Consider the following 20,280-nt stretch of genomic DNA (forward strand, 5'->3'; position numbering starts at 1 on the left):
ACGCGGAAAGCAGCGCGCGGCGTATGTCGCGCCACTAAACGGAGGTTTCAGCAATGTTCAAGTCCGTCACATTCGAAGTCGTCGGCGACCAGCGCCTCAATTGCGAGAAATGCGAGCAGCGTGTCACGCGACTGCTTACACCGCTGGGGGGCGTACGGCAGGTGCACGCACAGGCCCTTGACCAGCGTATCTCCGTGCTGTTTGACGCGACGACGGTCGACACGGTCGCGCTTGCTGCATGCCTGGGCGAGGCTGGTTACAAGACCCTGATCGTCGGTTGAATGGCCACGCCGCGTCATTTCATTGAGCCAGGCCGCGTTTGCGCGGGTTTGGCATACGGGTTGGGATTGCCGCCATTGGAGAATCAGCCGTGCGTGCACCTATCAACGTGAGCAAACGAGACCGCGCTGGCGTGAAAGCGCCCCCCGCGGCAAGTCCTGCACCTGAGCCTCGGCACCGGACCGATCCACGCAGTGAGACACCTCAGACGCGCGCCGGGATGACCATCGGGAAGCTGGCGAAGCTTGCCGGCGTCAGCACCGATACCCTCCGCTTCTACGAGGAGGAAGGCCTGCTGACACCCGCAAAAAAGACCGGAGCCGGCTATCGAATGTATGACGAGGACGCGGTGCGTCGCCTGGGCTTCATCCGGCAAGCCCAGCACTGCGGCATGACGCTGTCGGAAATCCGGCAGCTGCTTGAGATGAAGGCCGACGACCGCTCGTGCTGCAGCGACGTACGTGGCCTCGCGATCAGCAAGAAGCTGCAGCTCCAACAGAAGATCAAGATGATGAAAGCGATGTCCCACGCGTTGAGCGAGCTGATCGAGATCTGCACGGACGAAGGCAGGCCGTTGGATGACTGTCCCATTCTGGCCGCGCTGGAGTCCAGCATGGCAAACCAGCAGCGCGAGTCACACTAGCTAGGGATGCGGGCCATGAGCATCAGGATCGAAGTGTTTTCGACGCCAGGCTGCAGCCACTGCGATCGCAGCCGCGATAGCCTCAAAGCCATCGCCCAGACGTTCGGCGCGCGTCGTGTGACCTGGCGCGACGTAAACCTGCTCGATGAACTGGATTACGCCGTGGAACTCGGCGTGTTGACCCCGCCGTCGATGGCGATTGATGGCGAACTGGTGTTCGCGAAACTGCCCAGCGCCGCACAACTTCGCGACGAGCTGGTACGGCGACTTGAACGCGAACGGACGTAGTCACCGACCCCGCAACGAAAGCACGCGAGACGCGTGTGCCAACCGGCAAGCTAAACCTGGAACAGCCCCTGGAAGCACCACATGAACATTGAGTCATTGCGCGTCATGCTCGAGCAGGCAAGCCTCGCATCGCTTGGGGTCGGATTTCTGCTGGGATTTGTGTTCACCTTCAACCCGGTTGCACTGGCCTCCATTCCGGTGTCCCTCGCGTACGTGACGAAATCGCGCGAACCGAGAACAGCAATCCTGTACGGCGGCCTGTTCGTTCTGGGGATGGTGGTCATCCAGACGTTACTGGGGCTGATTGCCGGCTTTGGAGGACTATGGATCGCGCACTTGGTTGACCGGAAGTGGGGCCTTGTCCTGGGGCCCGCACTGATTCTGCTGGGGCTGATGTGGCCTGGATGGATCAGGCTGCCGTTGCCATCGATTTCGCTTCGCGGAAAACGGGCCAGCAGCGGCTGGGGGGCTGCCGCACTGGGCGCCGCCTTTTCCGTCGCGGTCTGCCCGTTTTGCACGCCTGCGCTTGTGGTGCTGCTCGGTATCGCGGCGGGTATCGGATCGCCCCTGTTCGGCGCGACGCTCCTGTTTGCGTTTGCGATAGGGCGCGCAGTCCCCGTCATCTTGGGCGCCGCAGCGGTGGGCTGGCTGGAGAATCTCGCGATACTTCAGCGTTACCAGAAGGCATTCGAGGTGGCTGGTGCGATCACGCTGGTGCTGGCCGGGTTGTACATGCTGAACGCGTATTTTTTTGTCATTCCCCAACTGGCCATCTAGGCCGTACTCACTCCCTGACTGGGCGGAGACATCAACATGTTGCATGAGGCCGTCGCGCGCGCCCAGACGCATCGTGAAAGGGAACGCTTGCTGCGGATGCTTGCGGTCGCCACTTTCGTGATTTTTTTCCAGGCGTACATGGTTGCGCCGATCATTCCGGCACTCTCGAACGTTTTCGGGGCCTCGGTGCAGACCGTTGGTTTGGTGGTGCCGGCCTACCTGATTCCCTTCGGGATCGCGACCTTGGTTTACGGTCTGCTGGCAGATCGGCTCGGAGTGCAGCGGGTCATGTTTGCCTCCCTGGCAGCATTCTCAGTACTCACGGCTTTGACGGCGACATCGACGTCCATCGCGCAGATCGCGCTGTGGCGCGTTCTGACGGGACTGGGGACCAGCGGTGTCGTGCCACTCGCGCTCGTGCTGGTTGGCCGGCTCTTCCCCTATGAACAACGCGGACGCCCGCTCGGCTGGCTATTTGGTGCCATGGCCGGAGGTATGGCGTTCGGCTCGCCGTTGGGCGCGATGCTGATGCCCGTCGTCGGCTGGCGAGGTCTTTTCTTGCTGGTCGGGGCGGCGGGGGGAATTGCCCTAATGCTGTTTCTGCCCCATCGCTACCTCATTGCGACCGCGATGCAGCCGGTCGGCGGTACGCTCGGAGATCTCTTTCGGGGTTACCTAACCCTGCTCGGCACTTCACGCGGGCAGCGCACCTACGGCTATGTGTTCGTAAACTCGATGTTCCATTCGGGGGTTTTCACATGGCTCGGTGTGTATCTCGAACGGCGCTATGGCCTTGGGCCGGTCGGAATTGGTTTGGCGTTGCTCGGTTACGGCGTGCCTGGCTTTCTGTTTGGACCGCTGATCGGCCGGGCGGCGGACAAGTGGGGGCGCGCCAGGTTGCTGCCAATTGGGCTGGGACTCAGCACGCTCGGCGCGGCGGCCCTGCTCCTGGATTTCCCGCTGATCCTCGCACCGGTCGTGGCGATGGTGCTGTCCCTAGGCTACGACACGACCCAACCACTCTTCGCGGGCATTGTCACGTCGCTCGGGAGCAAGCGCCCCGGACAGGCTATGGGTTTGAACGTATTTACGTTATTCGTTGGATTCGGCCTAGGTAGCCTCATTTTCGGCGCGGTGCTTCGCTTCGGTTTTGGAACCGCTTTGGGCATGTTTGCGGCTGTTGAGTTGATATTCGCTGCTGCGTCGCTCTGGTTGTTTCGTTCTGAGATCCCATACGCGGCGACAAGCCGGTCATCCACCAGTGGAGTTCGCTAGGTAAGGATTTGAGAGGGGGGGGCCTTCCGTACCGAATGAGATACGCCGTGTGCGTCGCTTGCTACCGAAAAAGGCCGTCTCCGCTGCTGATGCTCGCATTGGACCGAAACGGCCATTCGGCACTATCAATTAGGAGATCGTTCGGTGGAACTTCGTCATATGCGCCGCTTTCTAGCCGTCGCCGAAGAACTCCACTTTGCTCGCGCGGCAGATCGACTTCATATCGAGCAATCGCCGCTATCGCGCGCCATCAAGGAACTCGAGTTCGACCTAGGCGTGCAGTTGTTCGAGCGCACCACGCGCAGCACCCGCCTGACCTGGGCCGGTCAGGTTTTCCTCAAAGACGTGCGCCGCGTCTTCGCCGCGCTCGACCAAGCCCGGGACAATGTGAAGGCGGCCGCGAACGGCTACCACGGCATGCTGCGCATCGCCGTGTCCGACGGCATTGTCCCATCGCGCCTGGCCGCACTCCTGGCCCAATGTCGGGCGGAGGAACCGGAAGTGGAGACCCGTTTGTTCCAGACGCCGTTCGCGCAACAGGTCAAGGGATTGCGCAGCGATCTTTACGATGCGGGCTTTGCTCAGTCGGACGAGGTAGGCGACGGCATCCTCGTTGAGCCGGTGTGGCGCGATCCGCTGGTGGCAGCCGTGCCAGCGCGTCATCCCTTGCTGGTGCACAAGCGTATTCCGCTGGAGGACGTACTGCGCTACCCGCTGGTGCTCTGCGATCCCGAAGCCTGTGAGGGCTGTGCGCGGCAGATCGAGCGTGTGTTGCGTACCGTGGATGCCGAGCCGATCGTGGCCGATCATGTGCGCACGCACGACATGCTGATTGCACTGGTTGCGGCAGGCTACGGCATCGGTCTCACCAACGCGACCCACATCGAGGACTTTCGCCATCCCGAGGTCGTCACGCGACCGTTGGCCGGCCGTGCCGTCATGTTGACGACGTATCTGTTGCACCCAGACGGTGAGCCGTCCGAGCCATTGCGCCATTTCATCGATCGAGTTAGATCCGATCAAGCCCTTTTGCCAGGCGACAAACCGTAATGCGCCTCAATGGCCTGGCCTCATGTCGCAGGAGGATGCCTTATGAACAAGATCGGCATGATGTTGATGGCTGCCATGCTCGCGGCGTGCAGCAGGGCCGCGCCCACTGATACTGTGGATTCGTTGGTGGCGTATCCCGACCGATTGCGCGAAGTCGAACAGCAGTGCGCGAACAACTACGCGAAGATGGGCGCGGCCGAATGCAATGCCGCTTCTGAAGCGCGGCATCGCTTGTTCATGGGCAACGGCTCGCAATACACCCCATCCAAGAAAGTGCCGAAGTTCTGAATTGTTGGCAAGGCGACACATGATGTCGATGTGTTGCTGGCTACGCCGTCGTGCGCGCACAAACCCTGTGACGCGCTGTACGTTTTCCCCGCTAGAAATTTTGCGTTTTCGATCTTCGCTATCGCGATAACGGTCTTTGACCGGCACTGACCAAGGCACCGAAGCTCCGGGTCGCGGCACGTCCTGCCGCAATGACGATGGGGCAAGTCGGAGGCCGGCATGAACGGAGCCAGTGTGCTGTTCGGCCAGATACTGGCGGTGATCAGTATCGTGGTCGCGGGAACATGGGCTGCAACCCAATGGACCGCCGTACACCTGGGCTATCAACTACGCCTCGGCGTGCCCTGGTTCGACCTGTTTGGCATGCCTTTCTACCACCCGTGGCGGCTGTTCGAGTGGTGGTACTGGTACGACGCTTATGCGCCGCGCCTGTTCCTCAAGGGTGGCGCCATCGCCGCGGCGAGCGGCTTCACTGCCGCGTTCGTCGCCATAGGCATGTCGGTGTGGCGCGCGCGGCAGTCGCGACGCGTCACCACTTACGGCTCGGCGCGCTGGGCCGACGCAAGGGAAATCCGCAAGGCCGGATTGACCGGCACCGCGGGCGTCTTTCTCGGCCTCCATCGTGATCGCTACCTACGGCACGACGGCCCCGAGCATGTCCTGACCTTCGCGCCGACACGCTCCGGCAAGGGCGTGGGCCTGGTGGTGCCGACGCTGCTCACCTGGCCGGCCTCGGTTGTGGTCCACGACATCAAGGGGGAGAACTGGCAGCTCACCGCCGGCTGGCGTGCGCGCTTCTCGCACTGCCTGTTGTTCAACCCTACCGATGTGCGCTCCGCTGCCTACAACCCGCTGCTGGAAGTACGACGCGGCGTGCATGAAGTGCGCGACGTGCAGAACATCGCCGACATCCTCGTTGATCCCGAAGGCGCATTGGAGCGGCGCAACCATTGGGAAAAGACCAGTCACGCGCTGCTGGTCGGCGCGATCCTGCACGTGCTCTACGCCGGCAGCGACAAGACGCTGCGCGGCGTCGCCAACTTCCTCTCCGATCCGGCGTGTCCGTTCGAGCTGACGCTGCACCGGATGATGACGACGAAGCACCGGGGCGAGGCGCCGCATCCGGTCGTCGCCTCCGCCGCGCGTGAAGTGCTCAACAAGAGCGACAACGAGCGTTCGGGCGTGCTGTCCACCGCGATGTCATTCCTGGGTCTCTACCGCGATCCCACGGTGGCCGAAGTCACCGCGCGTTGCGATTGGCGCATCGCTGACCTGATTTCGGCCGAACATCCGGTGTCGCTGTACCTGGTCGTGCCGCCATCCGACATCAGCCGCACGAAGCCGCTGATCCGGCTGATCCTCAACCAGATTGGCCGACGGCTCACCGAATCGCTGGACGGCTCCGACGGTATCGCGCGCAAACATCGTCTGCTGCTGATGCTCGACGAGTTTCCGGCACTCGGCCGGCTCGACTTCTTCGAGTCCGCACTGGCCTTCATGGCCGGCTACGGCATCCGCAGCTTCTTGATCGCGCAGTCGCTCAACCAGATCGACAAAGCCTACGGGCAGAACCACTCGATCCTGGACAACTGCCATGTGCGCGTGACGTTCGCCACCAACGACGAGCGCACCGCCAAGCGCATTTCCGAGACGCTGGGCACCGCGACCGAACTGCGCGCGCAGCGCAACTATGCTGGCCACCGACTGGCGCCGTGGCTGGGCCACTTGATGGTGTCGCGCCAGGAGACGGCGCGTCCGCTGCTGACGCCCGGCGAAGTGATGCAACTCCCGCCCGACGATGCCGTGGTGATGGTCTCGGGCCATGCACCGATCCGTGCGAAGAAGCTGCGCTACTACGCCGATGCCAACTTCAAGCGCCGCGTGCTCGCGCCGCCGGTGTTGGCGAGCGGCGCTTATGTCGATGCACCGGCGCGGCGCGCTGACGACTGGAGTGCACTGCCCATTCCCGTGATGCCGAGTGCGCCTGCCGCAACGATCACGCTGCCTGAAGGCGCGACCGACGACGGCGGCCTGCGGCGCCAGCCTGAGTTGACCGACGAGGTGGCCTATGTCCCGGCGCCCGAGAGGGTGGCCGACGACCTGGCGATGCTCGATGACGATGACCTGCCATTGCCGGTTCCCGCCCAACTCGATCCACGCCTGCAACGTACGGCGCGGCTGGCCACGCTCGATCCGGCGGACGGGATACCGCTATGAGCCAATACCGCCTCAATCTTTTCATCCCGCCCGAGCACGCCCGGCGGCTCGACGAGCTGGCCACCAAGAAAGGCGTCTCGAAGTCGTCCATCGTCGCGGCGGCGCTGGCGTCTTGGCTGTCGCCTGATGCTGGCGATCAGCGCGAGGCCGCGATCGCTAAGCGGCTAGACCGGCTCACGCGCCAGTTCGAGCGGCTGGAGCGCGACCAGTCCATCCAGATTGAAACGCTGGCGCTGTTCATCCGCTACTTCCTGACCGTGAGTACCCCGGTGCCGGAGGCGCATCAGGATGCGGCACGCGCCCAAGGCAAGGCGCGCTTCGCCCAGTTCATCGAACAGCTGGGCCGCCATCTGCTGCGCGGACACAGCCTCGTGCGTGAGCTGGTGGAGGAAATCCAGCCCGACACGGTACGGCGTGACATCGCCGCCAATGCGGATGCGCCGGCACCGGGAGATGCGCCATGAGCGCGCAACCACACGATCTGCTGACACCGGCCGCCCGATCGCTGGATCGACGTGTGCGCATGCTGCGCACAGCGATGGGGCCGCTGATCGCCGCCGCATTAGAAGACCCGGACGTGGTGGAGATCCTGCTCAATCCTGACGGTTCGTTGTGGATCGACCGGCTGTCTAGCGGGCGCTCACCGACGGACGTACGGCTCTCCGCGGCCAATGGCGAACGCATCATTCGGCTGGTCGCTGCTCATGTGTGCGCCGAAGTGCATGCCGGCAAGCCGCTGCTGTCGGCAGAGCTGCCCGAGACCGGCGAACGCTTTGAGGGCATTCTGCCGCCGGCGGCACCGGGGCCAGCCTTCGCGCTGCGCAAACGTGCGGTCGGCGTGATTCCGCTCGAACGCTACGTCACCGACGGGATGATGACGGCCGCGCAAGCGGGTTTCCTTGTGTGCGCCGTGCGCGAGCGCCAGAACATCCTGATCGCCGGCGGTACCAGCAGCGGCAAAACCACGCTGGCCAACGCCTTGCTCGCCGAGATCGCTGCTACCGGCGATCGCGTGCTGGTGCTCGAAGACACCGTCGAGCTGCAATGCGCAGCGCGCGACCACGTGCCGCTGCGCACGCTGCCGGGCGTCGTGTCGATGACCGAACTCGTGCGCGCCACGATGCGGCTGCGTCCCGACCGCGTGATCGTCGGCGAGGTACGCGGCGGCGAAGCCCTCGATCTGGTCAAGGTCTGGGGCACCGGCCATCCGGGTGGCATCGCCACGGTCCACGCCGGTTCCGCGCACGGTGCGCTGCTGCGCCTGGAGCAACTGATCCTCGAAGTCGCCGTGACCCCGCCGCGCGCGCTGGTCGCCGAGGCAGTCAACGTCGTCGTCTTCATCGCCGGCCGCGGCCGTGCCCGCCGTATTCAGGACATCGCCCGTGTCGTCGGTTTCGACGAGCGAGGGTATCGGCTCGACGCGACGCCCGGTGCATCGGCTTCCTCATCCGCCATCCAAGGAGTTGCGTCATGACACGAACCCGTCTTTACGGCGATCCGCTTTTCCGTAACGCCTGGCCTTGGCTGGTGCTCCTGCTGATGTGCCTGGCGGCGACGGCCGCACACGCGGCCGGCTCGAACATGCCGTGGGAAGCCCCGCTGCAATCCATCCTCGATTCGATCCAGGGGCCGGTCGCCAAGATCATCGCAGTCATCGTCATCATCGTGACCGGCCTCACGCTCGCCTTCGGCGACACCAGCGGTGGCTTCCGGCGTCTGATCCAGATCGTGTTCGGACTGTCGATCGCGTTCGCCGCGTCGAGCTTCTTCCTGTCGTTCTTCTCGTTCTCCGGCGGCGCGGTGGTGGCATGAACGAGTCCACCGCCACCGGTTTCGAGGTGCCGCTGCATCGGTCGCTGACCGAACCGATCCTGATGGGCGGTGCGCCGCGCACCATGGCCATCGCCAACGGCACGCTGGCTGCCGCTGTGGGGCTGGGCCTGCAACTGTGGATTCCTGGTATCGCGCTGTGGCTGATCGGTCATTCGCTCGCCGTGTGGGGCGCGCGCGTTGATCCGCAGTTCATGCCCGTCTTCGCGCGGCACCTGAAGCATCGACCGCTGCTGGACGTGTGAGGCCGATGCCATGCTGCATCTCGCCGAATATCGCCAACGTCCCGCGCTGCTTGCGGACTGGCTGCCGTGGGCGGGGCTCGTCGCACCGGGCGTGGTGCTCGACAAGGACGGCGCGTTCCAGCGCACCGCGCGTTTTCGCGGGCCAGACCTGGACAGTGCGACGCTGGGCGAACTGGTCGCCACGACCGCGCGCTTGAACAATGCACTGCGCCGGCTGGGCTCGGGCTGGGCGCTGTTCATCGAGGCCGAACGCCGGCCGGCCGCGGATTACCCGCACTCGAATTTTCCAGAACCGTTGTCCTGGCTGGTGGACGAGGAACGTCGCGCGGCGTTCGAGGAAACCGGCAGCCACTTCGAGAGCGCTTATTACCTGACACTGCTGTACCTGCCGCCCGAGGAATCGCGGGCGCGCGCGGGCAAGCTGCTCTATGAGAACACGCCGACCCGCGGCGTGGACTGGCACGAACGACTAACCGCCTTCGTCGCCGAAACCGACCGCGTGTTCGATCTGCTCGATGGCGTCATGCCGGAGATTGCCTGGCTGGACGACAGCGAGACGTTGACCTACCTGCACGGCTGCATCTCGACGCGCCGCTATGCCATCGGCGTGCCCGAGGTGCCGTTCCACCTGGACGCGCTGCTGGCCGACACCGCACTCGTGGGTGGCTTGGCGCCGATGCTGGGTGACCAGCATGTGCGTGTGGTGACGGTGCGAGGCTTCCCGACGACGACCTGGCCGGGGATGCTCGATGACCTCAACCGTCTCGGTTTCGCGTACCGCTGGTCCGCGCGCTTCCTGTGCCTGGACAAGGCCGAGGCCGAGAAAGAGTTGGGCCGATTGCGCCGGCAGTGGTTCGCCAAGCGCAAGAACGTTGTCGCGCTCTTGCGCGAAACGATCTTCCAGCAGGAATCGCCGCTGGTCGATACCGACGCCAGCAACAAGGCGAGTGACGCCGACGCCGCCCTGCAGGAACTGGGTAGCGACCAGGTGGCGTTCGGTTACGTGACCACGACCGTCACCGTGACGGACACCGCCGCGTCAGCCGCCGACGAAAAGCTGCGCATGGTCGAGCGTGTCATCCAGGGCCGCGGCTTCGTGACGATTCCCGAAACGCTCAATGCGGTGGAAGCGTGGCTGTCCTCGATGCCTGGCCATGCCTATGCCAACGTGCGTCAGCCGATCATCTCGACGTTGAACCTCGCGCACCTGATGCCGGTGTCGGCGGTGTGGGCGGGACAAGAGAAGAACGCTCATCTCGATGGGCCGCCGCTGATCGTCACGCGCACCGAGGGCGCCACGCCGTTTCGGTTGGTCACGCACATCGGTGATGTGGGCCATACGTTGGTGGTCGGCCCTACCGGCATGGGCAAGTCGGTGTTGCTGGCGGTGTTGGCGATGCAGTTCCGGCGCTATCGCGGCGCGCGCATCTTCGCGTTCGACATGGGCCGCTCGATGCGCGCCACGATCCTGGGGCTCGGCGGCGAGCACTACGACCTCGGTACTGACGGCGCCATTGCCTTTCAGCCGCTCGCACGCATCGACCAGGAGAGCTATCGCACTTGGGTCAGCGAATGGATCGAAGGCCGCTTGTCGCACGAAGGCGTGGCCATCGGTCCCGACGAGAAAGCGACTATCTGGTCGGCGCTCGGGAGTCTCGCCGGTGCGCCGGTGGAGCAGCGCACGATGACCGGCTTGTCGGTGCTGCTGCAATCGAACGCATTGCGCCAGGCACTCGCGCCCTACGTGCTCGGCGGCGCCCACGGCAAGCTGCTCGATGCCGACCACGACCGCTTGGGCTGCGCCGACGTGCAAGGCTTCGAGATGGATGAGCTGATGCACAGCAAGGCCGCGGTGTTGGCCGTGCTGCATTACCTCTTTGCGCGCTTCGAGGAGCGGTTCGACGGTGCGCCGACGCTGCTGATCCTCGACGAGTCTTGGCTGTTCCTGGATGACCCGGTGTTCGCCGCGCGCATCCGCCAGTGGCTCAAGACGTTGCGCAAGAAGAACGTCAGCGTCGTCTTCGCCACGCAGTCGCTGGCCGACATCAAGGATTCAAGCATCGCGCCCGCGATCATCGAGAGCTGCGCGAGCCGCATCTTCCTGCCGAACCCGCAGGCGACCGAGCCGCAGATCCGCACGATCTACGAGGGCTTTGGCCTGAACAGCCGGCAGATCGAAATCGTCGCCACCGCCGAGCCCAAGCGCGACTACTACTACCAGTCGCGGCTGGGCAATCGCCTGTTCGACCTCGACCTCGGGCCTATCGCACTGGCCTTCGCCGGCACCTCGACGCCCCAGGACCAGCACGCCATCGACCGCGTGCTACTCGACGCCGGTGCGCCGGGGTTCGCCGGTGCCTGGCTGCGCCACGCCGGCCTCGATTGGGCCGCCGACCTCATTCCCTCGTTCCCCATGTCATCGGAGATTCGGCCATGAAGAAAACCTGGCTGGCCGCCGCTGCGGCCGTGTTGTTCACGTGTTCATCCGCCAGCTTCGCGCAGTGGGCGGTATTCGACGTCGCGAACTACTCGCAGAACCTGCTCACCGCCGCGCGCGAGTTGCAACAGATCGACAACCAGATCCAGCAGTTGCAGAACGAGGCAACGATGCTGGTCAATCAGGGCCGCAATCTCACCAGCCTCAACTACAACTCGTTGTCGCAGTTGCTCGCCACGCTGGCGAGCACCAACCAGTTGATCGCACAGGCGCAGGGATTGACCTTCAACGTCACGCAGTCGCAGACGACCTTCAACCGGTTGTATCCGTCGTCCTACGGTGCGGGTACGACCAACGCACAGATGGTGCAGGACGCGCAAACGCGCTGGCAAACCTCGGTGCAGGCGTTGCAGACCGCGACACAGATGCAGTCGCAGGCCGCGCAGAATCTGCTGTCGGACCAGAGCGTCTTGAGCGGGCTGGTCACGCAGAGTCAGGGTGCGGTCGGTGCCCTGCAGGCCAGCCAGGCCACCAACCAATTGCTTGCGCTGATCGCACGCCAAGAGATCCAGGCCCAGCAGCTCAACGTGTCGCAGGACCGCGCAACCGCGCTGAACCAGGCACGTGCGGCGGCCGACGAAGCGCAGGCCGAGCAGGTGCGTTCGCGTTTCATCGGCAATGGCCCGCAGTACACGCCGCAGCCCGTGAACTTCTACGGCAACTAAGGCCATGACGCGCGCACTCGTCCTGTCCATCGTCGTGATGCTAGCCGCCTGCGGCTGGCACACCCCCGCGTTGACGGTGGAGGCGCTGGCCCACGATCCGCAGCGGCTCTACACCCTGCGTCATCGCTGTGCCGTGGCGCGTACGCGCGTTGGCGACGTCACGTGTGGCCTCGTGGATGAGGCCTATGCGCGGCGTTTCTTCCTCGGCCTCGGCGGCCCCGATGAATACCAGACGCTGGCCTCGCTGCCGCCGATTCCGGCGAGCTTCGACCAGCCCGACGATGGAACACGGCCATGAACGACATTTCCATCATCGACCAGTTCCTGGCCGTCTTCTCGCAGTACATCGACTCGGGCTTCGGCCTGCTGCACGGCGAGGTGGCATATCTGAGCGCCACGCTGATCGTCATCGACATGACGCTGGCGGGCCTGTTTTGGGCGATGGGCGGCGAGGAAGTGCTCGCCAAGCTCATCCGCAAGACGCTCTATGTCGGCGCCTTCGCCTACATCATCGGCAATTTCAACACGCTGGCCGGCATCGTGTTCCGTTCGTTTGCGGGTCTCGGGCTGCTCGCCGCCGGCTCGACCGTCAGCATCGGCGACTTCCTGCAACCCGGACGTCTCGCCCAGATCGGCGTCCAGGCCGGCCAGCCGATCCTGCAACAGCTCGGCACGATGTCCCACGGCTTCACGGCCGTCTTCAGCAACCTCGACATGATCGTGGTGCTGCTGCTCGCGTGGATCGTCGTGGTCATCAGCTTCTTTATTCTGGCGGTGCAGCTTTTCGTGACGCTGATCGAGTTCAAGCTGACCACGCTGGCCGGCTTCGTGCTGGTGCCGTTCGCGCTCTGGAACAAGACCGCGTTCCTCGCCGAGAAGGTGCTCGGCAACGTGGTGTCCTCGGGCGTCAAGGTGTTGGTGCTGGCCGTGATCGTCGGCATCGGCTCGACGATCTTCGGACAGTTCCAGACACCGACCGGCGCCGATCCGTCGCTGAACCACGTACTCGCCATCATGCTGGCTTCGCTCACGATGCTGGGCTTGGGTATCTTCGGGCCAGGTATTGCTACGGGGCTGGTGTCCGGTGCACCGCAGCTCGGTGCCGGGGCGGCGGCCGGCACAGCACTCGGTGCTGCGGGCCTGGCCGTCGCCGGCGGCGCCGCAGTGGCGACGGGCGGTGCCGCCATCGCCGCTGGCACACGCCTGGCCGCGCGCGGGGCAGTGGGCACGGCGCGCGCGGCCAGCGGCGCCGCCGCGGCGTATCGCGCCGGTACGGCGTCGTCGGGCGCGACCGGAGCGCGAGCCTTCGGCGCCGGCATGGCCAACGTCGCGCGCAACGGCGCACAAGCCGCTGGGCAGCGCATGGCGGCGGGCGCTCGTGCCGTGCGGAGTCATGTCGCCTCGGCGGTCGGTGCTAAGCCTGCTTCAAGTTCACCCGCCGGCGGAGCACCCGGTACACCGGTGGCAGCCGCCGCATCACCCACACCCAACGACAAAGCGCCTGACTGGGCGCAGCGGCTGCAACGCCGCCAGCGCGTGGCACACGGCGCTTCGACCGCGGCGCACGTCGTGCGCTCGGCCGATCACGGCGGCGGTGGTGCAGCCCCCGAGCTGCGCGATTCCTCGAACGAGTAAGGGAGGCGAACAATGCGTTTCAAACGATCTGGCGTGCGCTACAGCGAGTCCCCCGCGCCTGCGACGCCTTACCAGGCCGCCGCGCAGGTCTGGGATGAACGGCTCGGCAGCGCCCGCGTGCAGGCGAAGAACTGGCGGCTGATGGCCTGCGGCTGCTTGGGGCTCGCCTTGTTGATGGCGGCTGGACTGGTTTGGCAGTCTGGCCAGTCGCGCGTCACGCCCTACGTGGTCGAGGTCGATCACGCAGGACAGGTGCGTGCGGTCGGTGCGGCGGTGACGCCGTACCAGCCGACCGACGCGCAGATCGCCTATCACCTGGCGCACTTCATCACCGACGTGCGCTCGCTGTCGATCGACCCGGTGGTGGTGCGGAAGAACTGGCTCGAAGCCTACGGCTACACCACCGACCGCGGTGCGGCGACTTTGAACGACTACGCGCGCGCCCACGATCCGTTCGCCCACGTCGGCCAGGATTCCGTGTCCGTGGACGTGACCAGCGTGGTGCGGGTCAGCGATGCCTCGTTCCAGGTGCGCTGGACGGAGCAGCACTACCACCAGGGCACGCCCACGGGCATCGAACACTGGACCGCGATGCTCACCCTCGTCATGCAGACGCCGCGCACCGAACAGCAGGTGCGCCGCAACCCCCTTGGTATCTACATCAGCGGCCTGTCCTGGAGTCGCGATCTGGACGCGCCGGAAGGAGTGAAGAAGCCATGAAACACGCCATCACTGTCATTGCCTACCTCGCCCTGCTGGGCGGACTTGCTGGTTGCGCCACCCAGGGCAAGCCACCACCCACGATCTCGCTGGATGAATCCGTGAAGGCGCTGCCGCTGCCCGAACCACCCAAGCCGGTCGCCGTGGTGACGGTGCCCAAGCCCTTGCCGCTGCCGGACCAGATGAAGCCGCTGCCGACGGCCGCCGACGCCACGCCGGCACCCAGGCCGGCCGACGCGAAGGCTCGCGTCGAACAGGCCAACGCCGAGGCGAGCGTGGCGCCCACGCGCGAGGGATACATCAACGCGATCCAGGTATGGCCGTTCTCCGACGGGGCGCTCTATCAGGTCTATACGAGTCCAGGCCGCGTGACGGTCATTTCGTTGCAGCCGGGTGAGGAGCTAGTCACGGTCGCCGCCGGCGATACGGTGCAATGGATCGTGGGCGACACGGCCAGCGGCGTCGGTGCGAGCCGACGCGTGGCCATAATGGTCAAGCCGGTGCGTGTGGGGATCACGACCAACCTCGTCATCACGACAAGCCGACGCACTTATTTACTGGAACTCACATCTACGCCGAAAGCGTGGATGGCCTCGGTTTCGTGGGAGTACCCGAAGGACCAGATACTGGCGTTGCAGGCCCAGGCGCAAGCGGCCGACGCGCAGACACCGGCCGCCTCGGGCCTTTCGCTGGATCAGTTGCACTTCCGCTACGCGATCACGGGAGACAATCCGCCGTGGAAGCCCGTGCGTGCGTTCGACGACGGGCAGCACGTCTATATCCAATTCCCGGCCGGCATTGCGCAAGGTGAGCTGCCCCCGCTGTTCGTCGTCGGGCCGGACGGCAAGGGCGAGCTGGTGAACTACCGTTTCCACGCGCCTTACGACATCGTGGATCGACTGTTCGGCGCGGCCGAGCTGCGGTTGGGCGGAGACAAGGCGGCTGTGGTGCGCATTGAACGCACCGATGGCGTGGCCGCGGGAGCCGGTCATGGGCACCACTGACCGCGAGTCGCAGTCCGCGCCGAAGGTGACACCCGAGGGCGTCGCACTGCGGGCGCCGCCGCGTCCGGTGACACGGTTGAACCGTCGCACGCTGGCGGTCTCCGCCACGGTGTTGGCGGTCGCCGTCGCTGGAGCATCGATGTGGGCACTGCAATCGAAGGACCGGCGCGGTTCCACCGATCGAACCGAGCTGTACAACGTCGATCGCGTGGCGAAGGCGGACGACCTGGACCGGTTGCCGGTGGACTACTCGAAGCTGCCGGCGCAGCCCGCCCCGGTGTCGGCGGCTAGCGTGCCGCAGCTCGGACCGCCGCTGCCGGGCGATTGGGGCGCAGCGTCCGTCGCACCGCTGCCGACGGGCAGCGGCAATACGGGGCCATCGGCCGAGAACATCGACCGGCAGCGCCAGTCCGAGGAAGTCGCCCGCTCTTCAGTGTTCTTCCGCACCAGCAACGCCACGGACAAAACGAGCGCGGCGGCGATGGCCCAGGTGCCGGCCGTGCCGAATGCGTCGGCCGGGCCGTTCAATCCGATGGGGGCCGGCCCGGCGTCCACCGCGGTGCGGCCCAACGATCCGACGGCGATCCAGAACCGGCAGGACCAGAAGGAGGCGTTCCTAGCCAAAGGCGGCGACGCCGCCACCAGCAACACGGGCACCTTGCAGGCAGCGGCTTCGCCGTACACGGTGATGGCGGGCACCATCATTCCGGCAGCGCTGGTGACGGGCATCAATTCCGACCTGCCAGGGCGGATCATCGCCGAGGTCACGCAGCCGGTGTACGACACGGCGACCGGCCGCTACCTGTTGATCCCGCAGGGCTCGCGTCTGATCGGCCGCTACGACAGCCAGGTGGCGTTCGGGCAGCGGCGCGTGCTGCTGGTCTGGCTGCGCCTGGTGTTGCCGGATACTTCGTCCATCGCGCTGGACAAACTGCCTGGCATCGACTCGGCCGGCTACGCCGGCCTGGAGGATGGTGTGGACTGGCACTGGGGCCGCATCCTGGCCGGCGCAGCGCTGTCCACGCTGCTCGGCGTCAGCTCGGAGCTGGCCGTCTCGAACGAGGGCAACGTCAACGGCAACACGGTCGTTGCCTTGCGCGACAGCGCGCAGAACACAGCCAATCAGGTCGGCCAGGAAATCACTCGGCGCAACCTCAGCATTCAGCCGGCGCTGACGGTGCGGCCGGGCTTTCCGGTGGACGTGATGGTGAACAAGGATCTGGTGCTGCGTGCGTACCAACCGCTCTTTATTCAGAGAGGACCTATGCCATGAGCACGTCCGCGAGGAAGCTACGGCTTGGGCCATTACCGAATACAGAAAGCCTCAAACTAAACTTCGTGTGTCCGGTTGGCCTCAAGGCTGACCTAGACCGCTACGCGGCCTTGCATGCACAGACCTACGGCGAGGCGGTCGATGCGGTGACGTTGATCCCGTACATGCTGGAAACGTTCATGGCGGGAGATAGGTGGTTTCGGCGGGGCAGGGGAGATGGCAGCCGGAGTTCTTCTCGCACGAACATCTCATAGGGGCGAGGAAGGAAGCAGATTTACCTATCGTAACTACGATGTTTGGAGTGCGGCGCTGTTATTCTTGTGGATTGGCGGAAAGTTGGCTGGTGAACGCCGCTAATCGACCTTGGAGATAACGCGCTTTCATGGCTCAGCCCATTGTTATCCAGCTCCAGGAGCTGGCGTCGAGTAGCGATCACGATGTCAGCGACTTGCTCCGCAAGGCGCTGATGGTTGCGACAAAACTAAATCTGTCTGAGTTCCGTGGGTGGATTCTCGCTGAACTGAATGGCTACGCAGGAGCCACCCATCAGTCACTGCCTGACTATCGCCTTGTTCACGGGGACTTGCGGGTTCAGAACCCTTTCCACGGACTGCAACCGTTTCTGGTGCCTCAGGATCTGCAAGAGACCATCACGCAAGTTCATGTGACGGGGTAATCCCCCCGCCGACTAGTTGACGCCAGAAGTGGAATTTTCTCGTAGTCTGACCCGAGGAGGTTCCATGAAGAAGTCCCGTTTCACCGACAGCCAGATCATCGCCGTGCTCAAGCAGGCCGAGACCGGCACGCCCGTGCCGGAACTGTGCCGCGAGCACGGCATCAGCTCGGCGACGTTCTACAAGTGGCGCAGCAAGTTCGGCGGCATGGAGGTGTCCATGGTCGCGCGGATGAAGGAGCTGGAGGATGAGAATCGGCGGTTGAAAAAGATGTACGCCGATGCCCAGCTCAGCGCCGACCTATTGAAGGAGGCGCTCGCAAAAAAATGGTGAGGCCATCTCAGCGCCGGGAGATGGCCAGGCAGGCGGTAGCAGGCGATCGCACAAGCATCCGGCATGCCTGCCGGACGTTCGATATCAGCGAGACGTGTTTTCGGTACCAGGCCAAGGGGAGCGAAGAGAATGCACGGATTGCCGATTGGCTGGTCCGACTCACAACGGCCTATCGTGACTGGGGGTTTGGCCTGTGTTTCCTGCACCTGCGCAACGTCAAAGGCTTTGGCTGGAACCACAAGCGTGTCTACCGTATCTACCGGGAGCTGGAGTTGAACCTGCGGATCAAGCCGAGGAAGCGCCTGGTGCGCGAGCGTCCCGAGCCCCTGGCCGTGCCGGCGGCAATCAACCAGGTCTGGTCCATGGACTTCATGCACGATCAACTCAGTGACGGTCGCAGCTTCCGCTTGTTCAACGTGCTGGATGACTTCAATCGCGAGGGGCTGGGGATCGAGGTTGACCTTTCGCTCCCCGCAGGTCGGGTGATCCGGGCGCTGGAGCAGATCATCGAATGGCGAGGGAAGCCACAAGCGATCCGCTGCGACAACGGCCCGGAGTACATCAGTGGTGAGCTGCTGGCCTGGGCTGAGCGCCACGGCATCCGGATCGACCACATCCAACCAGGCAAGCCGCAGCAGAACGCATACGTGGAGCGCTACAACCGAACTGTGCGCTACGCCTGGCTAGCCCGCATCCTCTTCGACTCGATCGAACAGGTGCAGGACCATGCCACTCGCTGGCTCTGGACGTACAACCACGAGCGCCCCAACATGGCGCTCGGTGGTATCACGCCGATGCAGAAGTTGGCGCTTGCCGCTTAGCCCCACTTTTGGCGTCTGCTAAAAATGGGGGGATTACCGCTGCGCCGACGCGCGCGGCGATCTTTCCGTCCTCACCGGCGCATGATTTCTTGCATTCGCGCTCTTTGGGAATCTGAAGACCAGCGTTGATTCGTTCATCTGCACGCCGAATCCCTATAGCTGATGGCCCTGCAACGGGGGCAGTGGGAGTGAACGCATCGTCGATCACTACTCGATACGGAGGCGGGTCCGTACCATCTCCGGCAAGCGCGTGGGGATGGTGTTGACGCCACGCCGGCGCGGCCAAGCTCTCGATATTACCCTTGGCGGCTTCCTTCGCGCGCTGGATAGTGATTCCAATTGTCTGACGGATCGCACGATCAAGATATGTACGGCTGGGGCGGGTATCTGGGGGAGTCATGAAGCGTAGTGATCTGTACCAGAAGGTGTGGTCGGTGCCGATGACCCGGCTGGCGGCCGAGCTCGGGATATCGGATGTCGGCCTTGCAAAGGCCTGTCGCCGGCACGCCGTCCCGGTTCCTCCACGCGGCTACTGGGCCAAGCTCAAGGCAGGACGGCATCCGCCGAGGCTTCCCCTGCCGGCCCCGGAACTGGATGTGGCGGTGCAGCTCGCGACCCGCGATCCGGAAGAGGTTGCGCGGCAACAGGCAGCGGAAGAACGTCGCAGCGCGGCACTGCAGGTGCAGGCTCCGTTCGCTCGAGACCTGCCACCGCTTACGTTTGCCACGGACCTCGAGCAGACACATTCGTTGGTGAAGGTCACGCAGCGATATTGCGACCGGCTTCCCGGGTTGATCGAGAAGTGGAAGCAGGGGCGGTCGGGCGTATGGCGGTCCGACAATCCTGGCGACTGGCTTCCAGGAAAGCAGCACGGACGATACAGCCTGGTTCGAAAGGGGTGCCTTGATATCACTGCGTCCCTGGAACCCATGGACTGGATCCTGCGGTTCCATGCCACAGTGCTGGGCGGGCTGGCTGCCGGAGCCATGAAGATCGTGCGACGTGAGGGCGAGGTTGCCGCACACGCTGGCCAACCCGCTACTGCTCCTGCTGTCGAGATGCACTTCAAGGGAGAGGTACTCACCATCAGGTTTTCCGAGGGCTATAGGCGCATCCGGCTTTCCCCCAAGGAGTTTGTTGCACGGAAGAAGGAGACGTCCTGGGCAAGCGAATACGAAATGCGGCCCTCGGGGAATTTCATCTTCAGTATCTCCGGTACGGAGTACCAGGCACGCAGGGAGTGGAAGGGATCCAGCGAAAAGCTGCAGGGCCAGGTCGACGAGATCGTACGTACGGCTTTCCAGCTGGCATGCCTGCAGCCGCAACTGCGCCGGGACCGGAAGGCGAGGGAAATCGAAGCAGAGAAGGCAGCGGCATTAGAGGCACGCAGGCAATGCCAGAGGGAGGCCGGGGCCGAGCAGTTGAAGCAGGCCTTCCTGATGATGGATGCGGATGCCCGCGTCAGCCGGTTGCAGGCTTTCCTGGATCGACTGGAGAAGCGGGCGCCGGATCTTCGCGAGCCCTTGGGCGAGCGGGCGGCTGTTTGGGTGCGTGTCGTGCGCGAGGAATTGTCCCGCCGCAGTCCTGTAGATGAGATCTTGGAGCGCTGCCTGACGGTCCCGTCATGGAAGGTGTGGCCTCCTGCGTGGTGGCCAGATGATGGACAGCAGGGCAATGACGGGGGAGAGGACCTCGGAAGCTAAGGAGCGCGGTGGTCCATAGATGAAGTCGAGAGGTGCAAATGGAATCCCATTCCGAAGCGGTGC

23 protein-coding genes are annotated in these 20,280 nt (G+C 64.5%); all 23 read left to right on the plus strand.

Annotation, left to right across the window (positions count from 1 at the left end):
- Window positions 1–53 precede the first annotated feature (53 nt).
- The 23 genes from AC3WJB_RS11060 (at window position 54) to AC3WJB_RS11170 (ending at window position 20,217) form a co-directional block, all read left to right on the plus strand.
- Complete coding sequence (locus tag AC3WJB_RS11060; RefSeq protein WP_492681507.1) at window positions 54–281, plus strand: heavy-metal-associated domain-containing protein; 228 nt, start codon at window positions 54–56, stop codon at window positions 279–281.
- 218 nt (window positions 282–499) lie between these two features.
- Complete coding sequence (locus AC3WJB_RS11065) at window positions 500–922, plus strand: heavy metal-responsive transcriptional regulator (protein ID WP_492681509.1); 423 nt, start codon at window positions 500–502, stop codon at window positions 920–922.
- A 15-nt stretch (window positions 923–937) separates the two neighbouring features.
- Window positions 938–1,210 carry a thioredoxin family protein gene (locus AC3WJB_RS11070; RefSeq protein ID WP_492681511.1) on the plus strand — a complete coding sequence of 91 codons (273 nt, stop codon included), beginning with the start codon at window positions 938–940 and terminating at the stop codon, window positions 1,208–1,210.
- A gap of 81 nt (window positions 1,211–1,291) precedes the next feature.
- A complete protein-coding gene (locus tag AC3WJB_RS11075; protein ID WP_492681513.1) occupies window positions 1,292–1,987 on the plus strand; it encodes a cytochrome c biogenesis CcdA family protein in 696 nt (231 codons plus the stop codon).
- A 36-nt stretch (window positions 1,988–2,023) separates the two neighbouring features.
- Entirely contained in the window at window positions 2,024–3,262 is a 1,239-nt protein-coding gene (locus AC3WJB_RS11080) for an MFS transporter (protein WP_492681515.1), read from the plus strand.
- A 144-nt stretch (window positions 3,263–3,406) separates the two neighbouring features.
- A complete protein-coding gene (locus AC3WJB_RS11085; protein WP_492681517.1) occupies window positions 3,407–4,312 on the plus strand; it encodes a LysR family transcriptional regulator in 906 nt (301 codons plus the stop codon).
- Window positions 4,313–4,354: 42 nt separating this feature from the next.
- Window positions 4,355–4,600: an EexN family lipoprotein gene (locus AC3WJB_RS11090; RefSeq protein WP_492681519.1), complete on the plus strand. Its 246-nt coding sequence runs from the start codon at window positions 4,355–4,357 to the stop codon at window positions 4,598–4,600.
- A 219-nt stretch (window positions 4,601–4,819) separates the two neighbouring features.
- The gene (locus AC3WJB_RS11095; RefSeq protein ID WP_492681521.1) at window positions 4,820–6,817 is read left to right on the plus strand and encodes a conjugal transfer protein TraG; all 1,998 of its coding nucleotides are present in this window, start codon (window positions 4,820–4,822) and stop codon (window positions 6,815–6,817) included.
- On the plus strand, window positions 6,814–7,281 hold the full coding sequence (locus tag AC3WJB_RS11100) for a CopG family transcriptional regulator (protein ID WP_492681523.1): 468 nt from the start codon (window positions 6,814–6,816) through the stop codon (window positions 7,279–7,281). The genes AC3WJB_RS11095 and AC3WJB_RS11100 overlap by 4 nt, the downstream gene beginning before the upstream one ends.
- Window positions 7,282–7,340: 59 nt before the next feature.
- The gene (gene trbB / locus AC3WJB_RS11105; RefSeq protein ID WP_492683186.1) at window positions 7,341–8,291 is read left to right on the plus strand and encodes a P-type conjugative transfer ATPase TrbB; all 951 of its coding nucleotides are present in this window, start codon (window positions 7,341–7,343) and stop codon (window positions 8,289–8,291) included.
- Complete coding sequence (locus tag AC3WJB_RS11110; RefSeq protein WP_492681525.1) at window positions 8,288–8,629, plus strand: TrbC/VirB2 family type IV secretion system protein; 342 nt, start codon at window positions 8,288–8,290, stop codon at window positions 8,627–8,629. Before trbB ends, AC3WJB_RS11110 begins: the two co-directional genes overlap by 4 nt.
- Window positions 8,626–8,892, plus strand: a complete 267-nt coding sequence (locus AC3WJB_RS11115; RefSeq protein ID WP_492681527.1) for a VirB3 family type IV secretion system protein — start codon at window positions 8,626–8,628, stop codon at window positions 8,890–8,892. The genes AC3WJB_RS11110 and AC3WJB_RS11115 overlap by 4 nt, the downstream gene beginning before the upstream one ends.
- Window positions 8,893–8,902: 10 nt before the next feature.
- Window positions 8,903–11,329: a conjugal transfer protein TrbE gene (trbE, locus tag AC3WJB_RS11120; RefSeq protein ID WP_492681529.1), complete on the plus strand. Its 2,427-nt coding sequence runs from the start codon at window positions 8,903–8,905 to the stop codon at window positions 11,327–11,329.
- Complete coding sequence (trbJ, locus tag AC3WJB_RS11125; RefSeq protein ID WP_492681531.1) at window positions 11,326–12,054, plus strand: P-type conjugative transfer protein TrbJ; 729 nt, start codon at window positions 11,326–11,328, stop codon at window positions 12,052–12,054. The genes trbE and trbJ overlap by 4 nt, the downstream gene beginning before the upstream one ends.
- Window positions 12,055–12,058: 4 nt before the next feature.
- Window positions 12,059–12,352 carry a hypothetical protein gene (locus AC3WJB_RS11130; protein WP_492681533.1) on the plus strand — a complete coding sequence of 98 codons (294 nt, stop codon included), beginning with the start codon at window positions 12,059–12,061 and terminating at the stop codon, window positions 12,350–12,352.
- Entirely contained in the window at window positions 12,349–13,689 is a 1,341-nt protein-coding gene (trbL, locus tag AC3WJB_RS11135; protein WP_492681535.1) for a P-type conjugative transfer protein TrbL, read from the plus strand. Before AC3WJB_RS11130 ends, trbL begins: the two co-directional genes overlap by 4 nt.
- A gap of 12 nt (window positions 13,690–13,701) precedes the next feature.
- Window positions 13,702–14,409 carry a conjugal transfer protein TrbF gene (trbF, locus tag AC3WJB_RS11140; RefSeq protein ID WP_492681537.1) on the plus strand — a complete coding sequence of 236 codons (708 nt, stop codon included), beginning with the start codon at window positions 13,702–13,704 and terminating at the stop codon, window positions 14,407–14,409.
- On the plus strand, window positions 14,406–15,413 hold the full coding sequence (gene trbG / locus AC3WJB_RS11145; protein WP_492681539.1) for a P-type conjugative transfer protein TrbG: 1,008 nt from the start codon (window positions 14,406–14,408) through the stop codon (window positions 15,411–15,413). Before trbF ends, trbG begins: the two co-directional genes overlap by 4 nt.
- Window positions 15,400–16,686: a TraB/TrbI/VirB10 family type IV secretion system protein gene (locus AC3WJB_RS11150; RefSeq protein ID WP_492681541.1), complete on the plus strand. Its 1,287-nt coding sequence runs from the start codon at window positions 15,400–15,402 to the stop codon at window positions 16,684–16,686. Before trbG ends, AC3WJB_RS11150 begins: the two co-directional genes overlap by 14 nt.
- Complete coding sequence (locus AC3WJB_RS11155; RefSeq protein ID WP_492681543.1) at window positions 16,683–16,940, plus strand: DUF2274 domain-containing protein; 258 nt, start codon at window positions 16,683–16,685, stop codon at window positions 16,938–16,940. Before AC3WJB_RS11150 ends, AC3WJB_RS11155 begins: the two co-directional genes overlap by 4 nt.
- A 128-nt stretch (window positions 16,941–17,068) precedes the next feature.
- The gene (locus tag AC3WJB_RS11160; RefSeq protein WP_492681545.1) at window positions 17,069–17,362 is read left to right on the plus strand and encodes an AbiTii domain-containing protein; all 294 of its coding nucleotides are present in this window, start codon (window positions 17,069–17,071) and stop codon (window positions 17,360–17,362) included.
- 64 nt (window positions 17,363–17,426) lie between these two features.
- A protein-coding gene (locus AC3WJB_RS11165; RefSeq protein ID WP_492679314.1) for an IS3 family transposase occupies window positions 17,427–18,514 on the plus strand; the annotation gives its coding sequence in 2 pieces (ribosomal slippage) (window positions 17,427–17,679 and window positions 17,679–18,514; 1,089 coding nt in all).
- Between the two features lie 398 nt (window positions 18,515–18,912).
- Window positions 18,913–20,217, plus strand: a complete 1,305-nt coding sequence (locus AC3WJB_RS11170) for a hypothetical protein (protein ID WP_492681547.1) — start codon at window positions 18,913–18,915, stop codon at window positions 20,215–20,217.
- The last annotated feature ends 63 nt before the right edge of the window (window positions 20,218–20,280 follow it).

It is taken from the genome of Rhodanobacter sp. FW510-R10 (assembly GCF_058781105.1).